Origin of the sequence: Halomonas sp. N3-2A (assembly GCF_002216165.1) — a bacterium.
Classification (GTDB): Bacteria; Pseudomonadota; Gammaproteobacteria; order Pseudomonadales; family Halomonadaceae; genus Vreelandella.
Genome location: NZ_CP022286.1, coordinates 198,958 through 223,358, shown reverse-complemented (window position 1 = coordinate 223,358; position 24,401 = coordinate 198,958). Strand labels below are relative to the sequence as shown.

General features: G+C 53.7%; 20 protein-coding genes. 1 reads left to right on the top strand and 19 read right to left on the bottom strand.

Annotation, left to right across the window (positions count from 1 at the left end; translation table 11 throughout):
* Positions 1-50: 50 nt before the first annotated feature.
* From rsd to yrfG, 9 genes are all read right to left on the bottom strand, one after another.
* A complete protein-coding gene (rsd, locus tag CEK60_RS01025) occupies positions 51-539 on the bottom strand; it encodes a sigma D regulator (protein ID WP_089037433.1) in 489 nt (162 codons plus the stop codon).
* A 166-nt stretch (positions 540-705) separates the two neighbouring features.
* Positions 706-1,203: a disulfide bond formation protein B gene (locus CEK60_RS01020; RefSeq protein ID WP_089037432.1), complete on the bottom strand. Its 498-nt coding sequence runs from the start codon at positions 1,201-1,203 to the stop codon at positions 706-708.
* The gene (gene gshA / locus CEK60_RS01015) at positions 1,200-2,840 is read right to left on the bottom strand and encodes a glutamate--cysteine ligase (RefSeq protein WP_089037431.1); all 1,641 of its coding nucleotides are present in this window, start codon (positions 2,838-2,840) and stop codon (positions 1,200-1,202) included. The genes CEK60_RS01020 and gshA overlap by 4 nt, the downstream gene beginning before the upstream one ends.
* Positions 2,841-2,981: 141 nt before the next feature.
* Positions 2,982-5,357, bottom strand: a complete 2,376-nt coding sequence (locus CEK60_RS01010; RefSeq protein WP_089037430.1) for a Tex family protein — start codon at positions 5,355-5,357, stop codon at positions 2,982-2,984.
* 529 nt (positions 5,358-5,886) lie between these two features.
* The gene (msrB, locus tag CEK60_RS01005) at positions 5,887-6,384 is read right to left on the bottom strand and encodes a peptide-methionine (R)-S-oxide reductase MsrB (protein ID WP_089037429.1); all 498 of its coding nucleotides are present in this window, start codon (positions 6,382-6,384) and stop codon (positions 5,887-5,889) included.
* A 142-nt stretch (positions 6,385-6,526) separates the two neighbouring features.
* Positions 6,527-8,083: a phosphoenolpyruvate carboxykinase gene (locus CEK60_RS01000; RefSeq protein ID WP_089037428.1), complete on the bottom strand. Its 1,557-nt coding sequence runs from the start codon at positions 8,081-8,083 to the stop codon at positions 6,527-6,529.
* 310 nt (positions 8,084-8,393) lie between these two features.
* Positions 8,394-9,269 carry an Hsp33 family molecular chaperone HslO gene (gene hslO / locus CEK60_RS00995; protein WP_089037427.1) on the bottom strand — a complete coding sequence of 292 codons (876 nt, stop codon included), beginning with the start codon at positions 9,267-9,269 and terminating at the stop codon, positions 8,394-8,396.
* A 58-nt stretch (positions 9,270-9,327) separates the two neighbouring features.
* A complete protein-coding gene (gene hslR, locus CEK60_RS00990) occupies positions 9,328-9,717 on the bottom strand; it encodes a ribosome-associated heat shock protein Hsp15 (protein ID WP_089037426.1) in 390 nt (129 codons plus the stop codon).
* The gene (gene yrfG / locus CEK60_RS00985) at positions 9,717-10,394 is read right to left on the bottom strand and encodes a GMP/IMP nucleotidase (RefSeq protein WP_089037425.1); all 678 of its coding nucleotides are present in this window, start codon (positions 10,392-10,394) and stop codon (positions 9,717-9,719) included. The genes hslR and yrfG overlap by 1 nt, the downstream gene beginning before the upstream one ends.
* A gap of 70 nt (positions 10,395-10,464) precedes the next feature.
* Between yrfG and nudE the strand changes: the two genes are divergently transcribed.
* Positions 10,465-11,079: an ADP compounds hydrolase NudE gene (nudE, locus tag CEK60_RS00980; RefSeq protein ID WP_089037424.1), complete on the top strand. Its 615-nt coding sequence runs from the start codon at positions 10,465-10,467 to the stop codon at positions 11,077-11,079.
* 163 nt (positions 11,080-11,242) lie between these two features.
* Here the strand turns inward: nudE and CEK60_RS00975 are convergent, their stop codons facing one another.
* From CEK60_RS00975 to ribBA, 10 genes are all read right to left on the bottom strand, one after another.
* Complete coding sequence (locus tag CEK60_RS00975; RefSeq protein WP_089037423.1) at positions 11,243-12,295, bottom strand: oxidoreductase; 1,053 nt, start codon at positions 12,293-12,295, stop codon at positions 11,243-11,245.
* A gap of 97 nt (positions 12,296-12,392) precedes the next feature.
* Positions 12,393-14,237: a dihydroxy-acid dehydratase gene (ilvD, locus tag CEK60_RS00970; protein ID WP_089040816.1), complete on the bottom strand. Its 1,845-nt coding sequence runs from the start codon at positions 14,235-14,237 to the stop codon at positions 12,393-12,395.
* A 139-nt stretch (positions 14,238-14,376) separates the two neighbouring features.
* Positions 14,377-16,542 carry a methyl-accepting chemotaxis protein gene (locus CEK60_RS00965; protein WP_089037422.1) on the bottom strand — a complete coding sequence of 722 codons (2,166 nt, stop codon included), beginning with the start codon at positions 16,540-16,542 and terminating at the stop codon, positions 14,377-14,379.
* Positions 16,543-16,693: 151 nt separating this feature from the next.
* Positions 16,694-19,153 carry an endopeptidase La gene (gene lon / locus CEK60_RS00960; protein ID WP_089037421.1) on the bottom strand — a complete coding sequence of 820 codons (2,460 nt, stop codon included), beginning with the start codon at positions 19,151-19,153 and terminating at the stop codon, positions 16,694-16,696.
* 178 nt (positions 19,154-19,331) lie between these two features.
* A complete protein-coding gene (locus CEK60_RS00955; RefSeq protein ID WP_089037420.1) occupies positions 19,332-20,579 on the bottom strand; it encodes a DUF945 family protein in 1,248 nt (415 codons plus the stop codon).
* A 128-nt stretch (positions 20,580-20,707) separates the two neighbouring features.
* A complete protein-coding gene (locus tag CEK60_RS00950; protein WP_083006254.1) occupies positions 20,708-21,181 on the bottom strand; it encodes a phosphatidylglycerophosphatase A family protein in 474 nt (157 codons plus the stop codon).
* Positions 21,178-22,155: a thiamine-phosphate kinase gene (gene thiL, locus CEK60_RS00945; protein WP_089037419.1), complete on the bottom strand. Its 978-nt coding sequence runs from the start codon at positions 22,153-22,155 to the stop codon at positions 21,178-21,180. Before thiL ends, CEK60_RS00950 begins: the two co-directional genes overlap by 4 nt.
* Before the next feature lie 35 nt (positions 22,156-22,190).
* Positions 22,191-22,694: a transcription antitermination factor NusB gene (gene nusB, locus CEK60_RS00940; RefSeq protein WP_009721754.1), complete on the bottom strand. Its 504-nt coding sequence runs from the start codon at positions 22,692-22,694 to the stop codon at positions 22,191-22,193.
* A complete protein-coding gene (gene ribH, locus CEK60_RS00935; protein WP_009721753.1) occupies positions 22,691-23,179 on the bottom strand; it encodes a 6,7-dimethyl-8-ribityllumazine synthase in 489 nt (162 codons plus the stop codon). Before ribH ends, nusB begins: the two co-directional genes overlap by 4 nt.
* Positions 23,180-23,183: 4 nt before the next feature.
* Positions 23,184-24,350 carry a bifunctional 3,4-dihydroxy-2-butanone-4-phosphate synthase/GTP cyclohydrolase II gene (gene ribBA / locus CEK60_RS00930; protein ID WP_089037418.1) on the bottom strand — a complete coding sequence of 389 codons (1,167 nt, stop codon included), beginning with the start codon at positions 24,348-24,350 and terminating at the stop codon, positions 23,184-23,186.
* Positions 24,351-24,401: the final 51 nt, after the last annotated feature.

The window sequence follows — 24,401 nt, the reverse complement described above, 5'->3', positions numbered from 1 at the left end:
GGGTTGTAGCGCGTGGTAAGCGAAGCGCACCCGCGGGACAGCGCAAAGCGCTACGCTGGCGACTTCATCTGCTGGGGGCTGTGGGCAGCGTGCAGGCGGGCGATTAGCTGGTCTTCTAGGGCGAAGCGCTCTGCCAAGCCTTTCGCTAAGCGGTCAATCCAGGCGGGTAAACGCACTAGATTCTGCTGACAGCGTACCGGTGAGGCGAAGTCTTCATCGAACTCCAGCACCATGGCCGTTGACATTTCTAAGCGCTCAAGGAGCTTTGCCGCGATTTGTAGCGCACTCTCATCGTCGAATGCCTTCGCTTCCTCAGCAAGCTGGGGGTAAATCTCGAAGTGCCCAGCGCTGATGTAGTCCATCAACAACTCACTAAAGGTGTCAATTCGTGCTTTGCTAATTGCCTCTAATTCGGCGTCACAAGCTTCTTGCAGCTCAATGAAGCTGACTAACAGCGAACGGCGCTGATCAAGCCAGCGATCAATCAAGCTGTGCACGCCCCCCCAGCGCTCCAGGGCATTTTTGCAATCTTCGAGCATGGGGCTTTCTCCTTACAGATAGCCGTCTTCAACTGAGCTAGACTCGCGCGTCCGTGGACACCTGTCAATCCTAGCGGGTACGGTTTACTTAATTAAATGAGGCCAAACGATTAACGTAAACCATACCACTTATTTAACTCTTTTTTACAGACCATGTTTTTACAGACTATGTTTTTACAGACCACAGAATACGCAGAGGCGCGATCGCGAGCAATAAAAAGCCGATCAAGGTCCATGCAGGCAGCGACAAGCCTAAGAACATGAAATCGATTGAAGCACATTCACCAGAGCCGGTAAGCACCATGGCAACCACTTCTTGCATCGGCAAGATATCCATCATGTACTCAAGGCCTGGGCCACAAGTTGGCACTTCGTCGGCGGGCAAGCCTTGCAGCCATACATGCCTTCCAGCAATAAAAGCACCGGTACCTACTGCGGCTAAGCTCAGCAAACCGTAGATAGCCTTGCCTACTTTGCCACTTGGGTTGTGCAGGGCAGCGATACCTAGCACCAGCCCTGCGGCAATCACCGCGACCCGCTGAAAAATACACAACGGGCAGGGTTCCAGCCCCATAATATGCTCAAGCCCCAAGGCTACCGCCATCATTAGAACACAAAAGGCGAAGCCCGCTAACGCGATAGGGCGAACTGCTAATGATGTCATTGACCATCCTCTGGTGAAATAGCAGACAGCGCTCTGGATTCACGCGCTTTGGCAAAGTAAGCACTTAGGAACTCACTAAAGCTCTCTTGATCGGCTTCTTCGATATCGTGCTGCTGTTGGTGCGAGGTTTCGATCAACTGAGCAAGCAGTGCTTCACGAGAACGTAGCATGGGCGTGGATTTAAGCTTGTCGGCCTGCTCTTGAGCCAATTGCAACAGCGTGTCGCTGAGCGAGCCATTACCAGCTTCCAGGCGCGCTAGCAGTTGCGCTGAGGGGGTTAGAGAAGGATCTTTCAGCCGCGGCGCCAGCTCAGCGAGTGCCGACGCATGGGGAGCGCTCTCTTCTACCGCATCCAACAGGCGTGCCACTTCGGTCATTTCCGCAAAAATCTGCTCGCCCCACTCCTTCACCGTCGTCGTTTTGCCGTCATGGATCAGCTTCAGCGCTGGGTCACGCCCACGCTCAACGACAAAACGGCGATTGTCGTCTAAGCGGTCGCACTCTTCGTCTGAAATCCACGGGCTATCGCTTAATAGACACCACATTAAGAAGGTATCAACAAAGCGCATCTGAGCCTCGGTGACACCTAGTGGGTCGAATGGATTAAGATCCAAACAGCGTACTTCGATGTACTCTACCCCACGCGCTTCCAGGGCTTGACTGGGTGTTTCGTTGTGCTTGGCGACTCGTTTAGGGCGAATATCGCTGTAGTATTCGTTTTCAATCTGCAAAATATTGGCGTTTAACTGTTGCCACTCGTCGCCGTTCTTCACGCCCAGCTTTTCGTAATCTGGCCACGGAGTGGAAATAGCATGCCGCAGGGTGTTGACGTAGTTGGACAACGAGTTAAAGCAGATTTTAAGCTGCGACTGCACTTTATTCTGATAGCCCAAATCCGACATACGTAGCGTGGTCGCATAGGGGGCGTAATAGGTGTCGTCGCTCAACGACTGCAGTTTTTCAGGCACTGTGCCAGTTGGCAGGAAGCTTTTGTCGATGGCGGGCGATGCGCCGAATAGGTAGAGCAGCAGCCAGCTATGACGACGAAAGTGTCGAATCATGCCGAAATAACGCGTAGAGCGATAATCGTTAAAAGGAATATTGGTGGCTTTTTCAAGCTCACGCAGGGCATGCCACATATCATCGGGTAGCGATACGTTGTAATGCACCCCGGCGATAGCCTGCATTATACGCCCGTAGCGCACATCCAACCCTTTACGATAGACATGCTTCATGGTGCCCACATTGGAGCTGCCGTAGTCAGCAATCGGTACGCTATCGTTGCCGGAAAGCCGAGACGGCATGCTGCCTGGCCAAATCCACTCATTTTCCAAGTGGTGATAGGTAAACGTGTGCAGGTCTGATAAAAATGCCAACGCCTCTTTTGGCTCTGAATACACCGGTGTGATGTACTCCAATAGCGCTTCGGAGTAATCAGTGGTGATATGCGGGTGGGTTAGTTTTGAACCCAACGCGTAAGGGTGCGGCGTTTGAGCAATATGGCCGTTGGCGTCAACGCGCAGGCCCTCTTTTTCCACCCCGCGACGCAGGCGACCTAGACGCCCTAAACGCGCGCTAGGGAGCAAACGCTCAACCTGGGCGGTCAGTGTGGATGGCACAGTGAGAGGTTCAGACAAGGTGAACACTCCTTGTTAGTAAGGCCTGCTTAAAGCAGGCCTTGTTGAAATCAGCTGGCATCGCCATGCGGTTTATCACGTTTTTTACCGAGAATAGACAGCAGGATATGGCGGCAACCATTAAATATTCAAGACGCGCGACTATTTGCCCTGCTTTGCTTTAAGCAGTGCTGCGCCGAGCGCGCCCATTGGTGCCGCTGCTTCGCTGGACTTTCCTCCCTGGCGTTGACCACGACCGTTCTGTCCAGAACTGGCCGACCGCTGACTACGCGCAGGCTTACGGGGCTCGTCGTTAGTGGAATTTGAAGCGGCTTGCGCCTGCTCTGGCTCATCATCCAAACGCATTGAAAGCCCTACCCGCTTGCGGGGGATATCCACGCTCATCACCTTAACGGTAACGATATCGCCTGCTTTTACTACACTGCGGGGGTCATCGATAAAGCGGTCAGAGAGCGCTGAAATATGCACGAGCCCGTCTTGATGAACGCCAATATCTACAAAGGCACCGAAGTGGGTCACGTTGGTGACGGTACCTTCCAGTACCATGCCCAGCTTCAGGTCTTTGAGCGTTTCGACGCCTTCACGGAATTCAGCCGCCTTAAACTCAGGGCGCGGGTCGCGTCCTGGCTTATCTAGCTCTTTGAGAATATCGCTGACGGTAGGAACACCAAAACGCTCATCAGCGAAGTCGGCGGGTTTCAGTGCTTTTAGCGTTGCACTATCACCAATCAGACCTTTTATATCTCGACTATTCTGCTTGGCAATACGCTCTACCAGCGTATAAGCCTCTGGGTGAACGGCGCTGGCATCCAGCGGATTTTCGGCGTTGCTGATGCGTAAAAAACCAGCACACTGCTCAAACGTCTTTGGCCCAAGGCGGCTGACTTCCAACAGCTCTTTACGGCTTGTGAAGGCACCTTTAACGTTGCGTTGGGCAACAATATTTTCAGCAATGGCAGCACTTAGCCCAGCAACACGTGAAAGCAATGCGCTAGATGCCGTATTGAGATCCACACCGACTGCGTTAACACAGTCTTCTATCACGACTTCTAGACTACGCGACAGCTGCACCTGGGAGACATCGTGCTGATACTGACCAACACCGATAGATTTCGGCTCGATTTTCACCAGTTCTGCAAGCGGGTCTTGCAGGCGGCGAGCAATAGAGACGGCGCCGCGTACGGTGACATCAAGATCTGGCAGCTCGCGAGAGGCGTATTCCGACGCGGAGTAAACCGACGCACCGGCCTCAGACACCATGACTTTACTTAAACGATGTTCGGGCGCTAACGCCTTCAGCAGATCACCTGCCAGCTTGTCGGTTTCGCGACTGGCAGTACCATTGCCAACAGCAACGAGTTGAACGCCATGCTGTTTAACCAGTTTAGCGAGCACATTGAGCGATTCGTCCCAGCGATTCTGCGGCGCATGAGGGTAAATCGTCGCTTGGTCGATAAATTGACCGGTCGCATCCACCACCGCAACCTTGCAGCCGGTTCTTAGGCCCGGGTCAATCGCGAGCGTCACTTTTTGCCCTGCAGGTGCTGCCAGCAAAAGGTCTTTCAGGTTGGCGGCAAACACCTCGATAGCGGTTAACTCTGCCTGCTCGCGCAGGCGACCCAACAGCTCGGTTTCAAGCGCGGTATAGAGCTTTACACGCCACGTCCAGCGCACTACTTCGCTCAACCATTTGTCGGCGGGGCGGCCTTCATCGCTAATACCCACTTGTTTGGCAATGGCGACCTGGGCCGGATGAATTGGCGCGTCCTCTTCGCCCGGCAGACGAATCGCCAGACTTAGAATACCTTCGTTGCGACCACGGAACATAGCCAGCGCACGGTGAGATGGCACCTTGGCCAGTTTCTCGTCATGTTCGAAGTAGTCAGAGAACTTCGCGCCCTCCTGCTGCTTGCCATCTAGCACGCGGGCACTTAATTCGCCCTCTTGCCATAACCGTTCACGCAACCGGCCAATAAGTTCAGGGTCTTCGGCGAAGCGTTCCATGAGAATTTGCTTAGCACCATCAAGGGCGGCTTTGGCATCTTCAATGGCTGGAATATCGCCTTCTGCAGGACGCAGGTACTGCGCTGCTTCGCTTTCGGGATTAAGCTGCGGATTGGCCAACAGGGCATCCGCCAGTGGCTCTAAGCCCGCTTCACGGGCAATTTGAGCTTTCGTGCGGCGCTTTTTCTTAAACGGTAGGTATAAGTCTTCTAGGCGCTGCTTCGTCTCAGCTGCCTGAATCGTTGCTTTCAGCGTGGCATCCAGTTTGCCTTGCTCATCGATAGCCGCTAGTACGGCTTCACGGCGCTCTTCCAGCTCGCGCAAATAGCGCAGGCGCTCATCCAGTTGGCGCAGCTGAATATCATCGAGGGCACCCGTTACCTCTTTACGATAACGAGCAATAAACGGCACGGTAGCGCCACCATCCAGAAGCTCTACCGTTGCGGAGACCTGTTCAGGCCGTACGTTTAGCTCAGTGGCTAAGCGTGAAATAATGCGTTGTTTGACATCCATAACGTGCAACTAACTCATGCAGCATTCGAGGTGCCGACAAGGTACCACAATCGCACGATGCTGGCATGAATTGGCCACGATGGGGAAGCTGCCCTCGCGGGTGCGCTTCGCTTACCACGCGCTACAATCCCACTGAGTTCAATGGCTGCATCCCTGTAGCGCGGTGTGACGAGTCTTGCGAGGGACGAGCAAACGAGGCACCCGCGACACTCCATGGGCACATGATCAACTCCAGCACCGCTTCGCACTACCCTCGCGGGTGCGCTTCGCTTACCACGCGCTACAATCCCACTGAGCTCAATGATTGCATCCCTGTAGCGCGGTGTAACGAGTCTTGCGAGGGACGAGCAAACGAGGCACCCGCGACACTCCATGGGCACATGATCAACTCCAGCCTTCGCACTACCCTCGCGGGTGCGCTTCGCTTACCACGCGCTACAACACCACTGAGTTCAATGGCTGCATCCCTGTAGCGCGGTGTAACGAGTCTTGCGAGGGACGAGCAAACGAGGCACCCTCGGATAATGTTTTATGCAGGCACAAACCGCAACGCTACACCGTTGTTGCACCAACGCAAACCGGTAGGCTCTGGGCCATCACCAAAGACATGACCTTGATGACCGCCGCAGCGCGCACAGTGATACTCTGTACGTGGCCACACCAGCTTGAAATCCAACTTGCTTAACAAGTGGCCCTCAACATGCTCGAAAAAACTGGGCCAACCGGTGCCAGAGTCATACTTCATTGCGCTGGTGAAAAGCACAAGATCGCACCCAGCACAGCGGTACTCACCTTCCCCAACCTCTCCGTCCAGGGGGCTTGAAAAGGCGCGCTCAGTTCCCTCTTCGCGGAGCACGTAAAATGCTTCATCAGTCAGGCGTTCACGCCATTCCTCTTCGCTTAATTCAAGCTTTTCAAGGCCAGGAGCTGCTTCAAGGTCTAATCGCGGAAAGCCAAACGAGACGCCCGGAAGAGCACCTGCCAGTCCCGTTAGTCCCGCAAGACCCAAAAAGTGACGACGTTTCATTTGCGCACTCCCCCTTAATACGTCAAGCACATAGACACAAAAACGGGACGGCGCCTTAGCACCGTCCCGTTTTGACTACTTGACTGCCCAAACGTTCGATTAGTTATTCAAACGTTTGACAATCTTTACCCTATCGTACATATCAGGTTAACTGCGGACCTGCCTTGATAATTGCCGAGTTAACGCCTTCAAACTTCTTGAAGTTATCAACGAACTTAGTGGCAAGATCTTGCAGGTGACGGTCGTAGGCATCTTGGTCAGCCCACGTCTCGCGAGGATTGAGCAGGCTAGAGTCGACACCCGGCACGGCTACAGGCACTTGAAGGTTCAGGCCGTCGATGTGCTGGGTTTCAACATCACGCAGCACGCCGGACTGAATAGCACTGATGATGGCGCGAGTAGTCGGGATAGAGAAACGTGAGCCACCTTCGCCGTAGGCACCACCTGTCCAACCGGTGTTGACGAGATAAACCTGAGCATCTTTTTTGTCTACCCGCTTGATCAACAGATCGGCGTATTCACGCGCAGGACGCGGGAAGAACGGCGCACCGAAGCAGGTAGAGAATGTGGCAGCCAAGCCTTCAGATGAACCCATTTCGGTAGAGCCCACTTTCGCAGTGTAGCCTGACAAGAAATGGTACGCGGCGGCTTCTTTGGAAAGAATCGATACGGGCGGCAATACGCCAGACATATCGCAGGTCAGGAAGACGATAGCGTTAGGCTCACCAGCCAGGTTCTCCGGTACACGCTTTTCAACGTGCTCTAGCGGATAGGCGGCACGAGAGTTTTGAGTCAGGCTGTCGTCGGCGTAATCCGGCTCGCGACGATCGTCAAGAACAACGTTCTCCAGCACGGTACCAAACTTAATCGCGTTCCAGATAACCGGCTCGTTCTTCTCAGAAAGGTCGATACACTTAGCGTAGCAGCCACCTTCCATGTTAAAGACGATACCGTCGCCCCACGCGTGCTCATCATCGCCAATCAGGTAACGCGCTTGGTCAGCGGAAAGCGTGGTTTTACCCGTACCTGAAAGGCCGAAGAACAAACAGGTTTCGCCGTCTTCACCAACGTTCGCAGAGCAGTGCATCGGCAGAACATCAGCTTCTGGCAACAAGTAGTTCTGCACCGAGAACATTGCTTTCTTCATTTCACCGGCATAGCGCATACCAGCAATCAATACTTTGCGCTCGGCAAAGTTAATAATGACACAGCCATCAGAGTTGGTGCCGTCGCGGCTGGGGTCACACTCAAAGCCCGCGGCGTTCAGAATCGTCCACTCATCTTTAACCGCTGTGTTGTATGCCTGCGGGCGCACAAACATGGTGCGGCCAAACAGGTTTTGCCAAGCCGTTTCTGTGGTAACACGAACGGGTAAGTAGTGCGTGTTATCACTGCCTACATGCAGTTCAGCTACGAAGTGCTCACCGCTACCCAGATAGTCTTCTACACGTGCCCACAGCGCTGAAAATTTCTCAGCATCAAACGGGCGGTTCACGCTTCCCCAGTCGATGCTATCGCGAGTAGAGGACTCGTCGACGATATAGCGATCTTTCGGTGAACGCCCTGTGCGCAGACCGGTGTTTACCACCAGCGCACCATTAGCCGACAGGCGGCCTTCACCACGGGCCACGGCGCGCTCGATCAGTTCGGCGCTGCTAAGATTAACGTGGGCTTGGGGAGCGGCTTGAGTCGTGGTCATGTCGATTCCTGGGTCTCGAATTTACCGGGCGTCAACGACGCCTTGAGAAATCACCTCAGCCGCTTATTGTTTCCAATACCACGGGCTGAGTGCGCTGAAGTCCGGCGCATTATGGCAAAAAGAAAGCCCCCGGGAAACGGGGGCTTTCATCAAATATCTTGTAGTTAAACTACTACAATGACACTACATTTTGTGTTGCAGCGCAGTATATTTTCAAACAATCGTTCGGCAGGCATCCTATAGGCTTTGCTATGACTAGCGCGGCACACATACGACTTCAATACCCATGCCATCATCTGCGACTACACAATCAATGAATCACTGGGGGTGGCGCGTCCGGATTTTCTAATAAAATTTCAATCTCTGCGGCTGTGTAGTGATATTTCGTGTGGCAAAAGTGGCATTGCGTATCGATTGCGCCTTCTTCGCGCAAAATATCGCGCAGCTCCTGTTCGCCAAGTGTGTATAACGCATGGCTCATTCGCTCCCGCGAGCAGGTGCAGCCAAAGCGTAGTGCTTTCGGCTCGAACACTCTAACCGTCTCTTCGTGATAGAGCCGGTACAGTACTTCGCGCTGCTCCAGCCCTAGAAGCTCTTCAGTCTTAATGGTGTCAGCGAGATGAACGCTGCGTTCCCAGGCGTCAACATCTTGGTTTTGTGAGGCATCGGGCAGGCGTTGAAGCAGCAGCCCACCTGCACGCTCGCCGTCAGCCGCGAGCCAAAGGCGGGTTGGCAACTGTTCTGATTGGCCAAAGTAGGCTTCTAGGCAGCCCCCCAAGGTAGCGTGATCAAGCGCAACAATACCTTGATATCGATGCCCTTCCTTTGGATCTAGGGTAATCACAATTTGCCCTTCCCCCACCAGCTCTCGGAAACTGGCATATTCGCTGGGCAGCACAGCGTCTTCCGCGATTCGCGCGATCGCACGCAGCTCACCACCGGGGTTGGACTCGGCCATTAAGAGTGCCAATGAGCCTCGTCCTCGCACTTCAATGCTTAAGGTGCCGTCTAGTTTTACCGTGTCGGTTAGCAAAGCGACCGCCGCCAACAGCTCACCCAGCAGCTCATTAACCGCTGGCGGGTAAGCGTGGCGGTCAAGCACCTCATGATAGGCAGTGCTGAGCGTGACGATTTCACCTCGCACGTTGGTTTGGTCAAACATAAAACGTTGGATTTGATCAGACATAAGGAAACCGTCGGAGAAGTAGAGAGAAGGCTTACCGCCATGACGAATAAGCGCGTGTTTAATCGCCCTGTTGGCGCTGGAAGCGCTGGATGTCACGCCGCTGTTTTTTATCAGGGCGTTTGAGTGGGTGCTGCATGGCTTCATTGGTGAGACGACGAGCTTCAGCTTCTTTGGCTCGGCGTTGCACGCTTTCCTCCGTTTCAGCGTAGAGTTTACGCGCTTCTGGCGCGCCGCGACGCTGGTCGGAAAGCGAAACCACTTCCACCTCAAAAATATCCCACCCTTGGGGAACGCGAATAAGCGCCCCCAGCTCGACATTTTTGCTGGTTTTTACGCGGCCACCGTCATAATGCACTTTACCGCCTTCTATCGCTTTTTTGGCTAGGGCACGGGTTTTGAAAAACCGTGCGGCCCATAGCCACTTATCCAAGCGAACGCTGTCGCTCATTAACGCTCTCCTCGCTGCCCTGGCAGGTTATCTGGCAGCAGTTGGGCAAACCGGTCTAGGGCAATAAACTCCTGCAGTTCTTTTTCAGGCCGCTGGCTATCTGGCTGCTTAATACCGAGTAAGTGTTTGATACCAAACTCACGGGCACTTTCGAGCACACGTGCATTATCATCGATAAACAGCGTGCGCGCTGAATCAAACGGCTCTCGCTCTTGAAGCGCAAACCAGAAAGCCTGCTCCTCTTTGGCAGCCCCCACATCTTCTGATGAGATGATGGCGTCGAGGTAGTTTTCCAACCCTGTCAGCGGTAATTTTAGCGCGAGGCTGGCACGGTCTGCGTTGGTCGCTAGAATGACACGGGGGTGGGCTTGCTTCAGCCAGGTCAAAAAGTCTAACGCATCGCTACGCAGACCTATCAAGTGCTGTACTTCGCGTTTCAGCGCCACGATATCCACCCCAAGTTCGCGGCTCCAGTACGCAAGGCTGTACCAGTTCAGCGTGCCCTGCTCACCGATAATGCGCGCACGCAGCGCTTCTTGGCTCGCTGCGTCTAGCTGATGAAGCTCAACATAGCGTTTTGGCAGGTGCTCTAGCCAGAAATGGCTATCGAAGTGCAGATCCAGCAGCGTGCCATCCATATCGAGTAAGACAGTATCAATCTCGCGCCAATCAATCATTGCCGCTCCAGTATGAAAGAGTAAGCATGCTATTGTAGCGTAACCCGTTTTTTGCAGCCACGGAGGCATGATGTCACTCCACGACGCTTCAACAGGCAATACCCCACATGACTACCTGAAAAAGCCGCAAATTTTGGCGCGAACCAACGTCGCCAAAAGCCGTTTATTCCAGGTTGAGTCGCTTGACTTGCGCTTTTCTAATGGTGAAGAGCGCCAGTTTGAACGTTTAACCGGCGCAGACCGCGGCGCGGTAATGATTATTGCCATGCCCGATCCGGAGCACGTACTGCTTATTCGTGAATATGCGGCGGGCTTTGAAGATTACGTGCTGACGCTGCCAAAGGGGCTAGTTGACCCCGGCGAAGATATTGTCACTGCTGCCAACCGCGAGCTAATGGAAGAGTGCGGCTTTGGCGCGCATCGCATTGAACCGCTGGTGGAGTTATCGCTTGCGCCTAACTATATGCGCCACCGCATGCAGGTACTCATCGCCACCGATCTTTATCCCAAGCGCCTGCCAGGCGACGAGCCAGAGCCGTTGATTGTCGAAACCCATGCCATTGAGGAACTACCGGCACTGCTATTACGTGACGACTTCCACGAAGCCCGCGCCATCGCCGCGCTCTATATCGCAAGGGATAAGCTACGCGAAGAGAAACGTAATAGCGCAATGGATTTGTTGTAAAGCCGCGCTGCTTTTGCGGGTGCGCTGACGCTTACACCGCACTACAAAACCCGCCAGCTCAATAAGTTATGTAGCGCGTGGTAACGAATCTCGCGAGGAACGAGCGAGTGAGGCACCCGCGGAGGGTGGCGGAACGACGCCCAGTGGCAGCCGCCCCAACTGCTTACAAGTGATGCTTCAACGGTATCCAGCGGCGTTGGCGGTGGCTGTCTAGGCCAGCTTCCAAGAGCGTCATGCTGCGTAGCGCATCTTCGATATCAACCGGCAGCGGCGTTTTATCACGAATCGCGACGGATACGCCTTGATAATAAGCCAGGTAGTCACCCGCCTGGGTAGCATGCTCGTGACGCACTAGCGGTGCTTCTTCGCCATCACCCTCGCGAAGGATTAGCGTACCTGGTGAATCGGCACCCCACGCAGGCGTTGGCACCTCTCCCGCTTTTAAGCGATCCTCTTGAGGGTCTAGGCCGTATTTAAGGTAGCTGCCTTGCGTTCCATTAATGCGGAAGCGCGGTGTTGATTCGGCAACCAGCGTGCCAGCGCTAAGGCTAACGCGACAGCCGTCGTACTCCAGCAGCGCTAAAAAGTCATCATCGGCTTTGGCGTCATTTCTGCGCACGCCTAGATCCAGCATGATGGCATTTGGCATCCCAAACAGCTCACAGGCTTGATCAAGCAAGTGAGGGCCTAGGTCATACCAAATCCCACCTCCCGGCGTGGCTTTTTCGCGCCAGCGGTCACGAACCTCAGGCCGAAAACGATCAAAACGCGACTCAAACCCGGTGACACGGCCTAACGTACCGGCTTCAAGCAGCGCTTTAATAGTAAGGAAGTCACTATCCCAACGGCGGTTATGAAATACCGATACCAAACGCTCTTTATCAATCGCCAGCGCTTTGAGCTGCTTGGCTTCTGAAAGTGTGACGGTAAACGGCTTATCGACGACTACGTGTTTACCCGCCATCAACGCCGCTTTGGCGAGTGGAAAATGCGTGTCATTAGGTGTCGGGATAACAATGAGATCAATATCGCTGCGCTGACATAACGCCAGTGCTTGGCGTTCAACCTCAACATCCAAGTCAGCATGCACTTTGGCGGCATCGCTAGAGGATACTGCGACTAAATCCAAGCCTTCCGTTGCCTGAATGAGTGGCGCATGAAACGTTTTACTCGCAAATCCATAGCCAACGAGGCCAACGTTGATAATCGCCTTCATTACATTCCTTAGTCGTTTTGACGGTTTGCATTGGGCATAAAAGCAGTCCACATAAAACAGCCCGCTTTGCACGGGCTGTTTTACATAGTACCTACACCTAGTCGAGCTTGGAAAGGTCGCGAACCGCACCTTTGTCTGCTGACGTGGCCAGCAATGCGTAGGCTTTCAGTGCAGGCGTTACCTTACGAGGGCGCTGTTCGACGGGCTTCCAGGCGTCTTTGCCTTTAGCTTCCATCGCCTCACGACGCTGCGCTAATACTGAATCAGGTAGTTGCACGTTAATCGTACGGTTGGGAATATCAATCAGAATGGTATCGCCCTGCTCAACCAAACCAATCGCGCCGCCTGCCGCCGCTTCGGGGGAAACATGACCAATGGAAAGCCCAGACGTCCCGCCAGAGAAGCGGCCATCTGTCAACAATGCACAGGCCTTACCCAGCCCTTTGGATTTTAAGTACGAGGTCGGATAGAGCATTTCCTGCATGCCAGGACCGCCTTTAGGACCTTCGTAGCGAATAACCACTACATCGCCCTCTTTGACCTTACCGTCCAATACATTGGCCACTGCCTGATCTTGGGATTCAACGACGTGGGCTTTGCCTTCGAACACGAGAATCGAGTCGTCAACGCCTGCCGTTTTAACCACGCAACCATCGAGGGCGATGTTGCCGTAAAGCACAGCCAAACCGCCTTCTGTTGAGAACGCATGCGCTAGGTCGCGAATACAACCGGTCGCACGATCGCCATCTAGACTTGGCCAGCGGGCGCTTTGTGAGAAAGCGGTTTGGGTTGGAATACCACCAGGGCCTGCTTTAAAGAACTCGACCACCTCAGCGTTTGGCGAGCTCATAATATCCCACTCTTCCAGCGCCGCTTTTAGGCTATCGCCGTAAACCGTTGGCACTGACGTGTCCAGCACTCCCGCACGATCCAACTCGCCCAGAATAGCCATAATGCCACCTGCACGGTGAACGTCTTCGATATGGTATTTCTGGGTATTGGGTGCCACTTTACATAGTTGCGGTACCTCACGGGAAAGCCGATCAATATCCGCCATGGAGAAGTCGACTTCCGCTTCTTGGGCCGCCGCCAGCAAATGCAAAATCGTATTCGTAGAGCCGCCCATGGCGATATCTAACGTCATGGCATTTTTGAACGCTGCTTTGTTACCAATCGCACGGGGCAGTAAGTGGGCCTCTTCGCCTTCATAGTAGCGCTTGGCCAGCTCTACAATGCGATGGCCAGCGGTTTCAAACAGGCGCCGACGGTCTGAGTGAGTCGCCAGCACGGTACCATTACCAGGTAGCGCCAAGCCTAATGCTTCCATTAGGCAGTTCATCGAGTTAGCGGTAAACATACCCGAGCAACTGCCGCAGGTGGGGCAAGCACTGCGCTCGACTTCAGCCAGGGTTTCATCATCAACGCTATCGTCAGCCGCCATAACCATCGCATCGACCAGATCTAGGCCGTGATCTAGCAGCTTGGTTTTGCCCGCTTCCATGGGCCCACCCGAAACAAAAATGACCGGAATATTGAGGCGCATGGCCGCCATCAGCATCCCTGGGGTAATTTTGTCGCAGTTGGAAATACACACTAGCGCGTCGGCACAGTGGGCATTACACATGTACTCAACGCTATCAGCGATAATATCGCGGCTGGGCAGCGAATAGAGCATGCCGTCGTGCCCCATCGCGATGCCATCGTCTACCGCTATGGTGTTGAACTCTTTAGCCACACCGCCAGCTTTTTCAATTTCACGTGCGACCAATTGGCCCATGTCTTTTAAGTGAACATGGCCCGGCACAAACTGGGTAAACGAGTTCGCAACCGCAATAATGGGCTTATGGAAATCATCGTCTTTCATACCGGTGGCGCGCCAAAGGGCGCGGGCGCCGGCCATATTACGGCCGGCGGTGGTCGTACGGGAGCGATACTCGGGCATGGTGTCCTCTTCTACATCTTTATCGTGGCCTGCCGCATTCTTGGCGACAGGCAAATGAATCCAGCGGCCTTAGATTGTGGCATGAGCGCACCGCGGAGACTAGATGGTGAGAGCAACCTCCCTTGCCAATTTGTCGCAGTTAAAACGTCTCCCACTGTGCAGAGTGGTCTTGACTAGCCAACTCTCTTGCCGCAGCACCTCCTCCTGAGGGCAGTTTCAGTGACGCTTTACGCTGCGCTTGATTAACCTGCTGTAGTTTTTCCCGGGCAGAGTGAATATTTTCTTCCTGAGCGCCTTCAAGGCGGAAGGCATCCACGACATTCGCCAGCTCAAACGTCTCTAGCGCTAAATTATCCGCAGAGGCCGCAATGGTTTGTACTTTAGTGGCGTTTTGCTGAGTCACATTATCCATTTCAGCAATCGCGGAATTAATTTGGCCAATACCGCTGCTTTGCTCGCTTGAGGCGGTGCTAATCGACTCCATCAGCTCACTGACACGGCTGACCTGCTGCATCACATTGTCGATGGCTCGTTCCGCTTGCTCGACCGCACCACGGCCGCCACTGACCTCTTGCGTCGTACTTTCAATCATCTTGCGAATTTCTTGGGCCGCATCGGCACTACGGCTCGCCAAGTTACGCACTTCACTAGCCACCACCGCGAAACCTCGGCCATGCTCTCCGGCACGTGCCGCTTCGACCGAAGCATTGAGTGCCAGGATATTCGTTTGGAAAGCGATCCCGTCAATGACGCCTATCATCTCCGCCATTTTTTCAGCACTTTGGGCAATACGCTGCATTCTTGCGACCAACTGCTGCATTTGCTCTCGGGTATCGCGGGTGCTTGAGGCATTCTGCACCGCCAGCTCCGTCGCTTGGCGGGCATTTTCAGTATTTTGCTGCACCGTGGACGTCATTTCTTCCATGCTTGAGGCCGTTTGCTGCAGTGATGACGCCTGCTGCTCGGTGCGAGAAGCCAGCTCTTCATTTTCAGCGGCAATTTGCTGAACGGCCGGCGTGACAACCGACACTCGATACTCTACGTCACCGACAATACTCGCCAAGCTAAAGCGCATGGTATCCAACGAATAAAGCAGCTCGCCCAGTTCGTCTTTCGTTTCACGGCGTTCGCGAGCAGCCAAATTACCTGCTGCAATTTGAAAAGTAATATGCCGCGCCCCTTCTACGCTGCGCAACACGGATCTTAAAATCACCGTACTGAGACCTACCATCAACAGCAAACCAATGAGCATCAACACCACTTGAGCAATCAGCATCTGCTGACGCCCCTGTTGTGCCTGACCCACCAGCGCTTCAGCATTTGCTCGCTCATCGCTAACTAACTGGCTACTGCTCTCTCTTAACTGCTCTGTGATAGGTTGTACGCCGTCGTTAAAGGCTTCGAAAGCGGCAAAGCCATTTGCGTCACTGACCGCCGTCACCGTGGTATCGACACTGCTGATCCAGGTCGCTAATCCTGCACTAAACGCTTGTAGACGCTCAGCACTGGCATTGCTGTCGGTAAGATACTCGTTCCAAAGCGTTTGTATTGACTGAGAATATTCGCTAACTGACGCGGCAACTGCATCAACATCAACCCGGCGAGGGTTACGAACAGCAGGTTCCAACTGAGCCACCACCTGGCCGATTTGGCGCTCTACTCGCTGAAGGTTGGCGACGGCTTCTAGCCCTGAGCGATTTAACGTATCAAGACGCTCACCAGAAACCATTAAGCCGTACATCCCTAGGCCGCCTGCTAACCCCATTAAGATAATGGACGCTACGACCATGCCCGTTAACTTAGCTTTTAGGCTATTAAACTGAAAGCGAGCCAAAAAGCCTCCCACACCACGGCGCCTTAGCGCCCCTTGCGCCAGCGTGTAGCGGCGAGATTTACCTTTTTCGCGTATTTCTTTATAGACGGTTTCTGCCAGCGCAATACTTTGAGCCGAGGCTTTGCGCCGCAACGAGGTATACCCTACGATACGGTCGCCATCCCTGAGCGGTGCTACGCTAGCAGTGACCCAATAATGATCGCCGTTTTTACGACGATTTTTGACCGTCCCCTGCCAGCTCGCACCTGACTTAATCGTCTTCCAGAAATCTGCATAGGCTGCTTCCGGCATATCCGGGTGGCGAATTAGGTTATGAGGGCTTCCCATCAATTCATCGCGGGTATAGCCGCTGACCTCGACAAACGCAGCGTTAGCGTAGGTCACATTGCCCTTCAAATCGGAACGTGAAATCAGCACAGTTTCATCGTCAAGCGTGTACTCACGCTGAGTGACGGGTTGGTTATTGCGCATACAGAGGCTCCCCAGGGACTTTTTTAATTTTGATTTGCCTCTATTATCACTCGCCGCAAGGCAATTTAATCTTTGAATAACCCTACAAAAACGCCGCACTCTTTGGTGCGGCGGCTTAACTAAACGGTTGTTTAACGGTTGATTGAAGCGTCTACGTGAAGACCACATTGGCTACATCACGATAGCGGTTTGCAAAATGCACCGTCATTCCCTCTTTCAAATAATCGGGAAGCTCTTCGTAATCGCGCTTATTGGCTTCGGGTAGTATCACCTCGAAAATATCGCTGCGGCGTGCGGCAATAATTTTCTCTCGAATTCCTCCCACCGGTAAGACTTGCCCGGTTAAGGTCAATTCACCGGTCATTGCCAAGGGGCGGTTAATCGCCTGATGCTTGGCTAGCGAAAGCAGCGCCGTGGTCATTGTGACCCCTGCCGACGGGCCGTCTTTGGGTGTCGCCCCTTCAGGCACGTGAAGATGCACAAACGCCGAGTCAAAGAAGTCGGCATCGGCACCATACTCTTGCAAGTGGCCCAGGGTGTAGCTGTAAGCAATATTGGCGGACTCCTTCATCACATCGCCAAGCTTGCCGGTGAGTTTAAAGCCGCGATCCAGCGCATGGACTTTGCCCGCCTCGATAGGCAGTGTTGCGCCGCCCATGGAGGTCCAGGCAAGCCCGGTAACAACGCCTTCGCCTTTCAGCACTTTCTCTTTGCGGAATAGCGGTGCTCCTAGGAACTCTTCCAGATTTTTAACCGATATTTTTACCGTATCCACCTGCTCTTCCAGCAGCTTTACGGCTGCCTTGCGAACAATACGATGCAGCTGTTTTTCAAGCTGGCGAACGCCTGCCTCACGGGCATAGCCGTCAATAACCTGCTTGAGCGCGGCATCCGTTAAGTTGATACGTTTCTTAGCCAGGTTGTCGCGTTTCAACAGCTTCGGCCATAGATGGTGCTTAGCGATCTGTAGCTTTTCTTCGGCGATATAACCAGAAAGACGGATCTGCTCCATACGATCAAGCAACGGACCTGGAATAGAGTCCAGGGTATTCGCGGTGCACAAGAACAGCACTTTGGATAGATCCATGCGCACATCGAGATAGTGATCCAGGAAATCGACGTTTTGCTCAGGGTCTAAAACCTCAAGCAGTGCTGATGCAGGATCGCCCTGGAATGATTGGCCCAGCTTATCAATCTCATCGAGCATAATCACAGGGTTCTCGACCTCGACTTCTTTAAAGGCCTGCACTAGTTTGCCGGGCATTGCGCCCACGTACGTACGACGATGACCTTTAATTTCAGCCTCATCGCGCATCCCACCCACAGAGAAGCGATAAAACTCACGGCCCAACGCTTCAGCAATAGAGCGCCCAATCGAGGTTTTACCGACCCCAGGAGGGCCGACCAGCAGCACAATCGAGCCACCTACATCGCCCTTGAAGGTACCTTCGGCAAGAAACTCAATAATCCGCTCTTTTACATCGTGTAAGCCGTCGTGATCGCGGTTGAGAACTTCCCTGGCATGGGCCAAGTCGAGCTTGTCCTGGCTGGTAACGCCCCAGGGCAACGAGGTGAGCCAATCAAGGTAATTACGAGTAGTGCCGTACTCTGGCGAGCCGGTTTCTAACACGCTGAGCTTGTTGAGTTCATCATCAATACGCGCTTGAACGCGCTCTGGCACCACCAGCGACTCTAGGCGATTCCTAAACGTATCGACGTCGTTTTCACGGTCGTCTTTGGAAATACCCAGTTCACGCTGAATGACCTTAAGCTGCTCACGCAAGAAAAATTCTCGCTGCCGCTCCTGCATCTGGGCATTTACCTGCTCACTGATCTCGCTTTGCAACTGAGCAACATCGATTTCTTTACGCAGCAGCGGGAGAACTTTGTGCATACGCTCAGCCACCGACAGCGTGGCGAGTACATCCTGCAGTTCGGGGCCCTTGGCAGACGTGATAGCAGCTGCAAAGTCAGTTAGCGGGCCGGGCTCATGAGGACTAAAGCGATTGAGGTAATGTTTTAGCTCTTCACCATACAGCGGATTAATCGGCAGCAACTCTTTGATGCCGTTAATAATCGCCATCGCATAGGCGCGGGTTTCTTCGTTCTCAGCGTCGACTGGTTCTTTGGGATAGCTGACTTCCACCAGATAAGGCGGCTCTTTAGACAACCAGCGCTGAATTTTAAAACGCCTAACCCCCTGAGCAATAAACTGAATCTGTTGATCTTCGCTCTGGAGTTTATGTACTTTGACCGCCGTGCCAATCTCAGGAAAGCCGTTGTGATCCAACGACTCAACACCTTGCTCGCCAACAAAGGCAACACCAATAGTGTGATGAGGCGTATTGCCTACCCGACGCATGGTTTCTTCCCAGCGCTCGCGGTTGATGACCAGCGGCTGTACCTGAGCGGGAAAGAAGGGTCGATTATGAATCGGCAATAGATAGATACGCTCTGGGAGCATATCGCTGGCAGGCACTAACGAATTAACTTTCTCACCGTCTGAACGGTGCTCTTCACTGTTCGAGGTATCGTCTTGCGGTGCGTCGGACTCATCGTCCGTCAGCCAATCGAGATGTTCGTGATCGCGGTCGTAATCCTGGTCGCTCATGCGCCCTCCCATAACAGTGACTAGCGGATTGATCCGCTTAGCAATGTCTAAGGAATGTGGGCACAGGGGGTGAACTTCAACCCTTGGCACCATTTGAAGCAGTGTATTCGAAGAGTGGTAACAGCTTCATAGCTCGTCGCTGTTTATTAGAAAGCCGTGATACTCAAAACACTTATGCTCAAAGCTGAGGCATCGGACGTCCATTAACACGCAGCTCGCCACGAACAACATCAAACTCTAGTTCTCGCGTACCAAGAGGCAGGCCTAGCCAAAGGGCTGCCACGGTTGGTGCATCGTACCAAGTGAAATCACCATCAATACGATCCAACCAGCGAGCGCGCTCTTCTGGCTTATCTAGCCTCGTCATCATGAGTTCATCAAGCCCACGCGCATCAAAAAAGAGCGCACCATCCGCGTTAACGTTGATACCTAGCAGCGGGCTTTCAATCGCGATCGTTGTAACGTCTAAACGGGGCGAGTCACTCAACACACCTTTTAAATCAGGGGCTAAACGCACCAGCAATCCTTCTGCCATTGGCAGGCTAGCGTCGCCCCATGAGGCTTCTTGCCGCAAACGCAAGATTGTTGCGCGAACAGCATCCGCATTTAAGCGTGAAAGCTCGGCCTCAATCCGACCGCTTAACAAAGGTGTATCGGGTGCTTCGCTTGGGACGCTCACCTCACCAATGATTAGTTCGCCATTCAAGCGAAGCTCTTGTTCGTCGAGCACCATGTGGCTGTGAACATCAAGCGGCGACACATGAATATCATAGCCAGGATAGTGAAGCGCTAACGACTCAACATGCAGATGGTCGCGCTGAGCAAAGTGGTAGGCATCATCAATATAGGTATAACGGCTTTCAAGAGACGAAGGTCCCAGCGTCAAATGAGCGGGGCCATCTGTTAGCGTGAGCTGGTCGAGCAGCGCACGCAACCGCCAATCACCAAATACGCCTTCTAAGCGCATACGGGCACCACGAACCGATAGCTCACGACCATTTTGCTGGATCACAAAAGGGGCAAGTGCCAGACGCAGTTCACTGTGGCCACTTAGCGTATGATAGCGCCCTTGCCAGCGCGGTATAGACGGGGCAGAGACCTCACCTACGGCTTTTTGCAAAACGCTATCTAAACGGGGCAGTAGCGTTCCTTCAACGTCGGTACTTAACGCACCATGACGAGCACGATATGTAAGCTCTAACCGCCATGGCCGCCCTAATAAGGGCGATAAAAGCAGTTTTCCCTGAGACGTCAACCACCCTTGGCGGCTTTCCGTGCGACTAACTCGCCACTCTCCTCGCGCTTCCAAATCTTCTAGTGCTTGACGAAGGCTGCGTTCAAACAAAATGCTCGATAACAGTTGTGCCACTGCCCACGCCACCACGAAGGCCGCGAGAATAGGCACGATCAGTCGTTCCTTGCGCATGCGATCTCCTTGAACACCCCCACGATTGGAGCCATTCACCACCGACGTTGTGTAATCAGTTTCGGGTAATCAGCTAAGTCCATTTATTATTATAAGTGGCTCACCTGCCAGTTTGTGCAGGTAGGTTTTTAGTGTAGCCAAAACCATAAATGCATCGTACTCCACGCGTAGATGCCCGCCATGACGTCATCAATCATAATGCCAAATCCACCGGCAACACGCCGATCTGCCCACCGGATGGGCCACGGTTTGAAGACATCGAAAATACGAAAAACAATGAATCCCCAGAGAGCCGCCTCCCACGAGAAGGGCACTGCCGCCATGGTTATCCAGTAGCCAACAAACTCATCCCAAACAATACCGGAGTGATCATGCACGCCTAAGTCATGGGAAGTTTTGTCACACAACCACACCCCAACTACAAACGCCACAAACACAATGCTGAGATACCAAGCCAAAGGGAGGTCGGCCATCATCCAGTAAAAAGGGATTGCTGCTAGCGTCCCGAAGGTGCCAGGTGCCCAGGGGACCGCACCACTGCCTAGGCCAAAGGCAAAAAAATGGGTTGGCCGACGCCATACGCTCGCTGGTGCTCGGTTCATGGCGCTTCCCCGCTAAAATGCTGCCATCCTTCGTAGTCACTGGCGGCAACGCCAGTCACGCCTAGGGTTTCGGTACAGTGGCCTATCACCGTTAGCGAGAGGCCAAGATCGGCGAGCCGCTGCTGGGCGATAGCGAGGTTCGTTGGTGAGAGTGTCACCAGCAGCTCATAGTCGTCGCCACCCGATAGCGCGGCTTTAATTGCCTCATCGTGGCCTAACGTTTCTTGCAATCCTACGGCCAACGGTAGCGCGTCGACGTCTAGTGCGCAGCCTATGCCAGATGCCTTACGCACGTGCGACAAATCTGCCAACAAGCCATCCGAAATGTCCAGTGCCGCCGTTGCAATACCGCGCAGTGCCACACCCGCAGCTAAGCGAGGTTGCGGCAACAAATAACGAGCCAGCAGTGGGTGCGACAATTCGCGTTCGCCCTGGCGCCAAAGCGATAGGCCACCGGCACCACCACCCAAGGCACCGGTCACGGCGATAACATCGCCGACCTGCGCACCTGAGCGAGTTAGTGCTTGGCCAGTTGGCACTTCGCCCATCACCGTCACACCAATGGTCAGTGCCCCAGAGGTGACATCACCACCAACCAGCGCAGTGGCGTGCTGCTGACAAAGCGCGTGAAACCCTTCAGCGTATCCTGCTAACCAGTGTTCAGCAGCTTCGCGGTCATTAAAGACGCTCTTATCCAGCGTCATTGCCATCAGGCACCAACGCGACGTCGCGCCCATGGCTGCTAGGTCGCTGAGCGCCACCGCCAGCGCGCGATGTCCTACCGCGTGTGCTGGCGCATCGTGAGGAAAATGCACGTTACTCACCGACGTATCAACGCTGACCACAAGCTGCTGACCTGCTCGGGGCACCAAAAGCGCTGCATCGTCGCCATTTTCAAGCGCTATACCAGCTGTCGCGTGCGCCTCCTGCGGCGACATGAAGTAGCGTTGAATCAGTTCAAATTCGCCAAGCACAAAGGCCCCTTAAACGCATTATCAGGAGGCTCGCCTTACAGACGGCGAGCGCTGACCTCAGCACTTCGTAAGCGATTTGCTAACTTATCGAGAATGCCGTTCACGTATTTATGGCCGTCGGTGGCACCAAATGATTTGGCCAGCTCAACGCCTTCGTTAATCACTACTCGGTAAGGTACTTCCATCCGCCGAGAAAGCTCATAGGCACCCAAGCGCAGGATGGCTAGCTCAACAGCATCAAGGTCTTCGAGGCGTCGGTCGAGCAGCGGCGCAATTTCACGATCTAACTCCGCTTTGAACCGGACCGTGTTATGCAGCAGTTCATGGAAAAGCGCCTTATCAGCGATTTCCATTACTTTCACCCAGTTTTCGTAATCTTCCAGATCATCATCCGCTACCTGGCTACGAAACTCAGCTTCGATAGTGGTGATCGATTTCCCTGTCATTTGCCACTGGTAAATCCCCTGAACCGCTAACTCACGCGCGGCGTGGCGCCCTAGCTGCGCGGCAGAGGGCTTACGCTCACGACGTTCGCTCATTGGTTGTCTCCTAGCGGCAATGCTCGCAGTAATGAGACCATCTCCATCGCTGCCATTGCGGCTTCCGTACCTTTATTACCCGCTTTGGTGCCCGCCCGCTCAATCGCCTGTTCGATAGACTCAACGGTCAACACGCCGTTTGCTACCGGCGTATCGAACTCAAGCTGGAGGTGGTTGATGGCTGTGTTGCAGCCGCCAGCTACATATTCAAAATGCGGCGTGCCACCACGAATAACAGCGCCCAGCGCGATAACAGCATCGGGCTTCATGACGTTAAGTACACGCTTTACTGCCAGCGGTAGTTCCCAAGCACCAGGTACGTGGACAAGATGAATATTGTCCGCATCAACGCCGTGGCGTGTCAGGCTATCAATAGCGCCTTCCACCAGGCTATCCACCACATGGTGGTTAAAACGGCCTACAACGATGACATAACGGCCATCGACATCCACAAAAGTGCCTTCAACTTGCGAAAGGGATTGCATCAATTTATTCCTGCTGAGAAGTTGGCTCATACGCCGTGTCATTGGGTCCTAGACGCTCGACAACTTCGAGATCAAAACCGGAGAGCGCCGAGAATTTCCACGGTGAGCTGAGTAGCCGCATTTTGCCTACCCCTAAATGGCGTAGGATTTGCGAGCCAGTACCAATCGTTAAGTAGTTACCTGAACCGTCCGAATCGCTGGTGCGCGGTTGACGCACGCGATCCAGAAAAATATCGAGTTGATCTTTCAAGTCTTGGTGAGGACGACCATCGTCAATCAGCACAAAGACCCCCGCAGATGCATTAGCGATCTCTTCCAGCGCGCGATGGGCATCCCAACGGCACTGCTCATCTTTCATTAACCCTACGATATCACGCAGTGTATCCGCTAAGTGAACACGCACCGTTGTCGCCTGCTCTGGCGTTGGTTGCCCCTTAACTAACGCCAAATGATGAGCACCTTGTATACGGTCCCGGAACACATGCAGCGCCAGTTCCCCATGGGCCGTCATCACACTGGTAGTTTCAACCGCATCAACCGTTTGTTCATTGACGATACGGTAGTGAATCAAGTCGGCAATCGTGCCAATTTTAATACCATGCTTTTTAGCAAACTCTTCAAGCTCAGGCCGACGCGCCATACTGCCATCATCATTCATGATTTCACAGATGACGCCGCTAGGATCGCAGCCTGCTAAAGAGGCTAAATCACAGGCTGCTTCAGTATGCCCAGCACGACGTAGAACACCACCAGGTTCAGCCATCAGCGGAAATATATGCCCTGGCTGTACGATATCCGTCGGCTTGGCATTCGCCGCCACTGCCGCTTGAACAGTACGCGCACGATCAGCTGCTGAGATGCCGGTGGTCACACCTTCGGTCGCTTCAATGGAGAGCGTAAACTTAGTGCCAAATCCAGAGCCGTTATCACGCACCATCAGCGGTAGGTTTAGCTGCTCGCAACGCTCGCGAGTCATGGGCATACAAATAAGCCCACAGGCATAACGTGCCATGAAGTTGATATGCTCGGCCTGAACTTTTTCGGCCGCCATAATGATATCACCTTCGTTTTCGCGATCCTCATCATCCATGAGAATCACCATTTTGCCCTGGCGGATATCTTCCACCAGCTCAGCGATAGGGGACAACCCCTCTGAAGAGGAATGCGCCATGGAATCTCCAAAATAAGTGGTCGCAACACATGCGATTTCGCGCGTCAGGGT

Excerpts from the sequence above, each read along its gene's own strand:
- rsd (WP_089037433.1), bottom strand. The coding sequence starts at position 539 with ATGCTCGAAGATTGCAAAAATGCCCTGGAGCGCTGGGGGGGCGTGCAC.
- CEK60_RS00955 (WP_089037420.1), bottom strand. The coding sequence starts at position 20,579 with ATGCGCAAGGAACGACTGATCGTGCCTATTCTCGCGGCCTTCGTGGTG.
- CEK60_RS01020 (WP_089037432.1), bottom strand. The coding sequence starts at position 1,203 with ATGACATCATTAGCAGTTCGCCCTATCGCGTTAGCGGGCTTCGCCTTT.
- nusB (WP_009721754.1), bottom strand. The coding sequence starts at position 22,694 with ATGAGCGAACGTCGTGAGCGTAAGCCCTCTGCCGCGCAGCTAGGGCGC.
- hslO (WP_089037427.1), bottom strand. The coding sequence starts at position 9,269 with ATGTCTGATCAAATCCAACGTTTTATGTTTGACCAAACCAACGTGCGA.
- CEK60_RS00965 (WP_089037422.1), bottom strand. The coding sequence starts at position 16,542 with ATGCGCAATAACCAACCCGTCACTCAGCGTGAGTACACGCTTGACGAT.
- ribBA (WP_089037418.1), bottom strand. The coding sequence starts at position 24,350 with ATGGCGCATTCCTCTTCAGAGGGGTTGTCCCCTATCGCTGAGCTGGTG.
- CEK60_RS00950 (WP_083006254.1), bottom strand. The coding sequence starts at position 21,181 with ATGAACCGAGCACCAGCGAGCGTATGGCGTCGGCCAACCCATTTTTTT.
- CEK60_RS01010 (WP_089037430.1), bottom strand. The coding sequence starts at position 5,357 with ATGGATGTCAAACAACGCATTATTTCACGCTTAGCCACTGAGCTAAAC.
- nudE (WP_089037424.1), top strand. The coding sequence starts at position 10,465 with ATGTCACTCCACGACGCTTCAACAGGCAATACCCCACATGACTACCTG.
- ribH (WP_009721753.1), bottom strand. The coding sequence starts at position 23,179 with ATGCAATCCCTTTCGCAAGTTGAAGGCACTTTTGTGGATGTCGATGGC.
- yrfG (WP_089037425.1), bottom strand. The coding sequence starts at position 10,394 with ATGATTGATTGGCGCGAGATTGATACTGTCTTACTCGATATGGATGGC.
- hslR (WP_089037426.1), bottom strand. The coding sequence starts at position 9,717 with ATGAGCGACAGCGTTCGCTTGGATAAGTGGCTATGGGCCGCACGGTTT.
- CEK60_RS01000 (WP_089037428.1), bottom strand. The coding sequence starts at position 8,083 with ATGACCACGACTCAAGCCGCTCCCCAAGCCCACGTTAATCTTAGCAGC.
- lon (WP_089037421.1), bottom strand. The coding sequence starts at position 19,153 with ATGAGCGACCAGGATTACGACCGCGATCACGAACATCTCGATTGGCTG.
- msrB (WP_089037429.1), bottom strand. The coding sequence starts at position 6,384 with ATGAAACGTCGTCACTTTTTGGGTCTTGCGGGACTAACGGGACTGGCA.
- CEK60_RS00975 (WP_089037423.1), bottom strand. The coding sequence starts at position 12,295 with ATGAAGGCGATTATCAACGTTGGCCTCGTTGGCTATGGATTTGCGAGT.
- ilvD (WP_089040816.1), bottom strand. The coding sequence starts at position 14,237 with ATGCCCGAGTATCGCTCCCGTACGACCACCGCCGGCCGTAATATGGCC.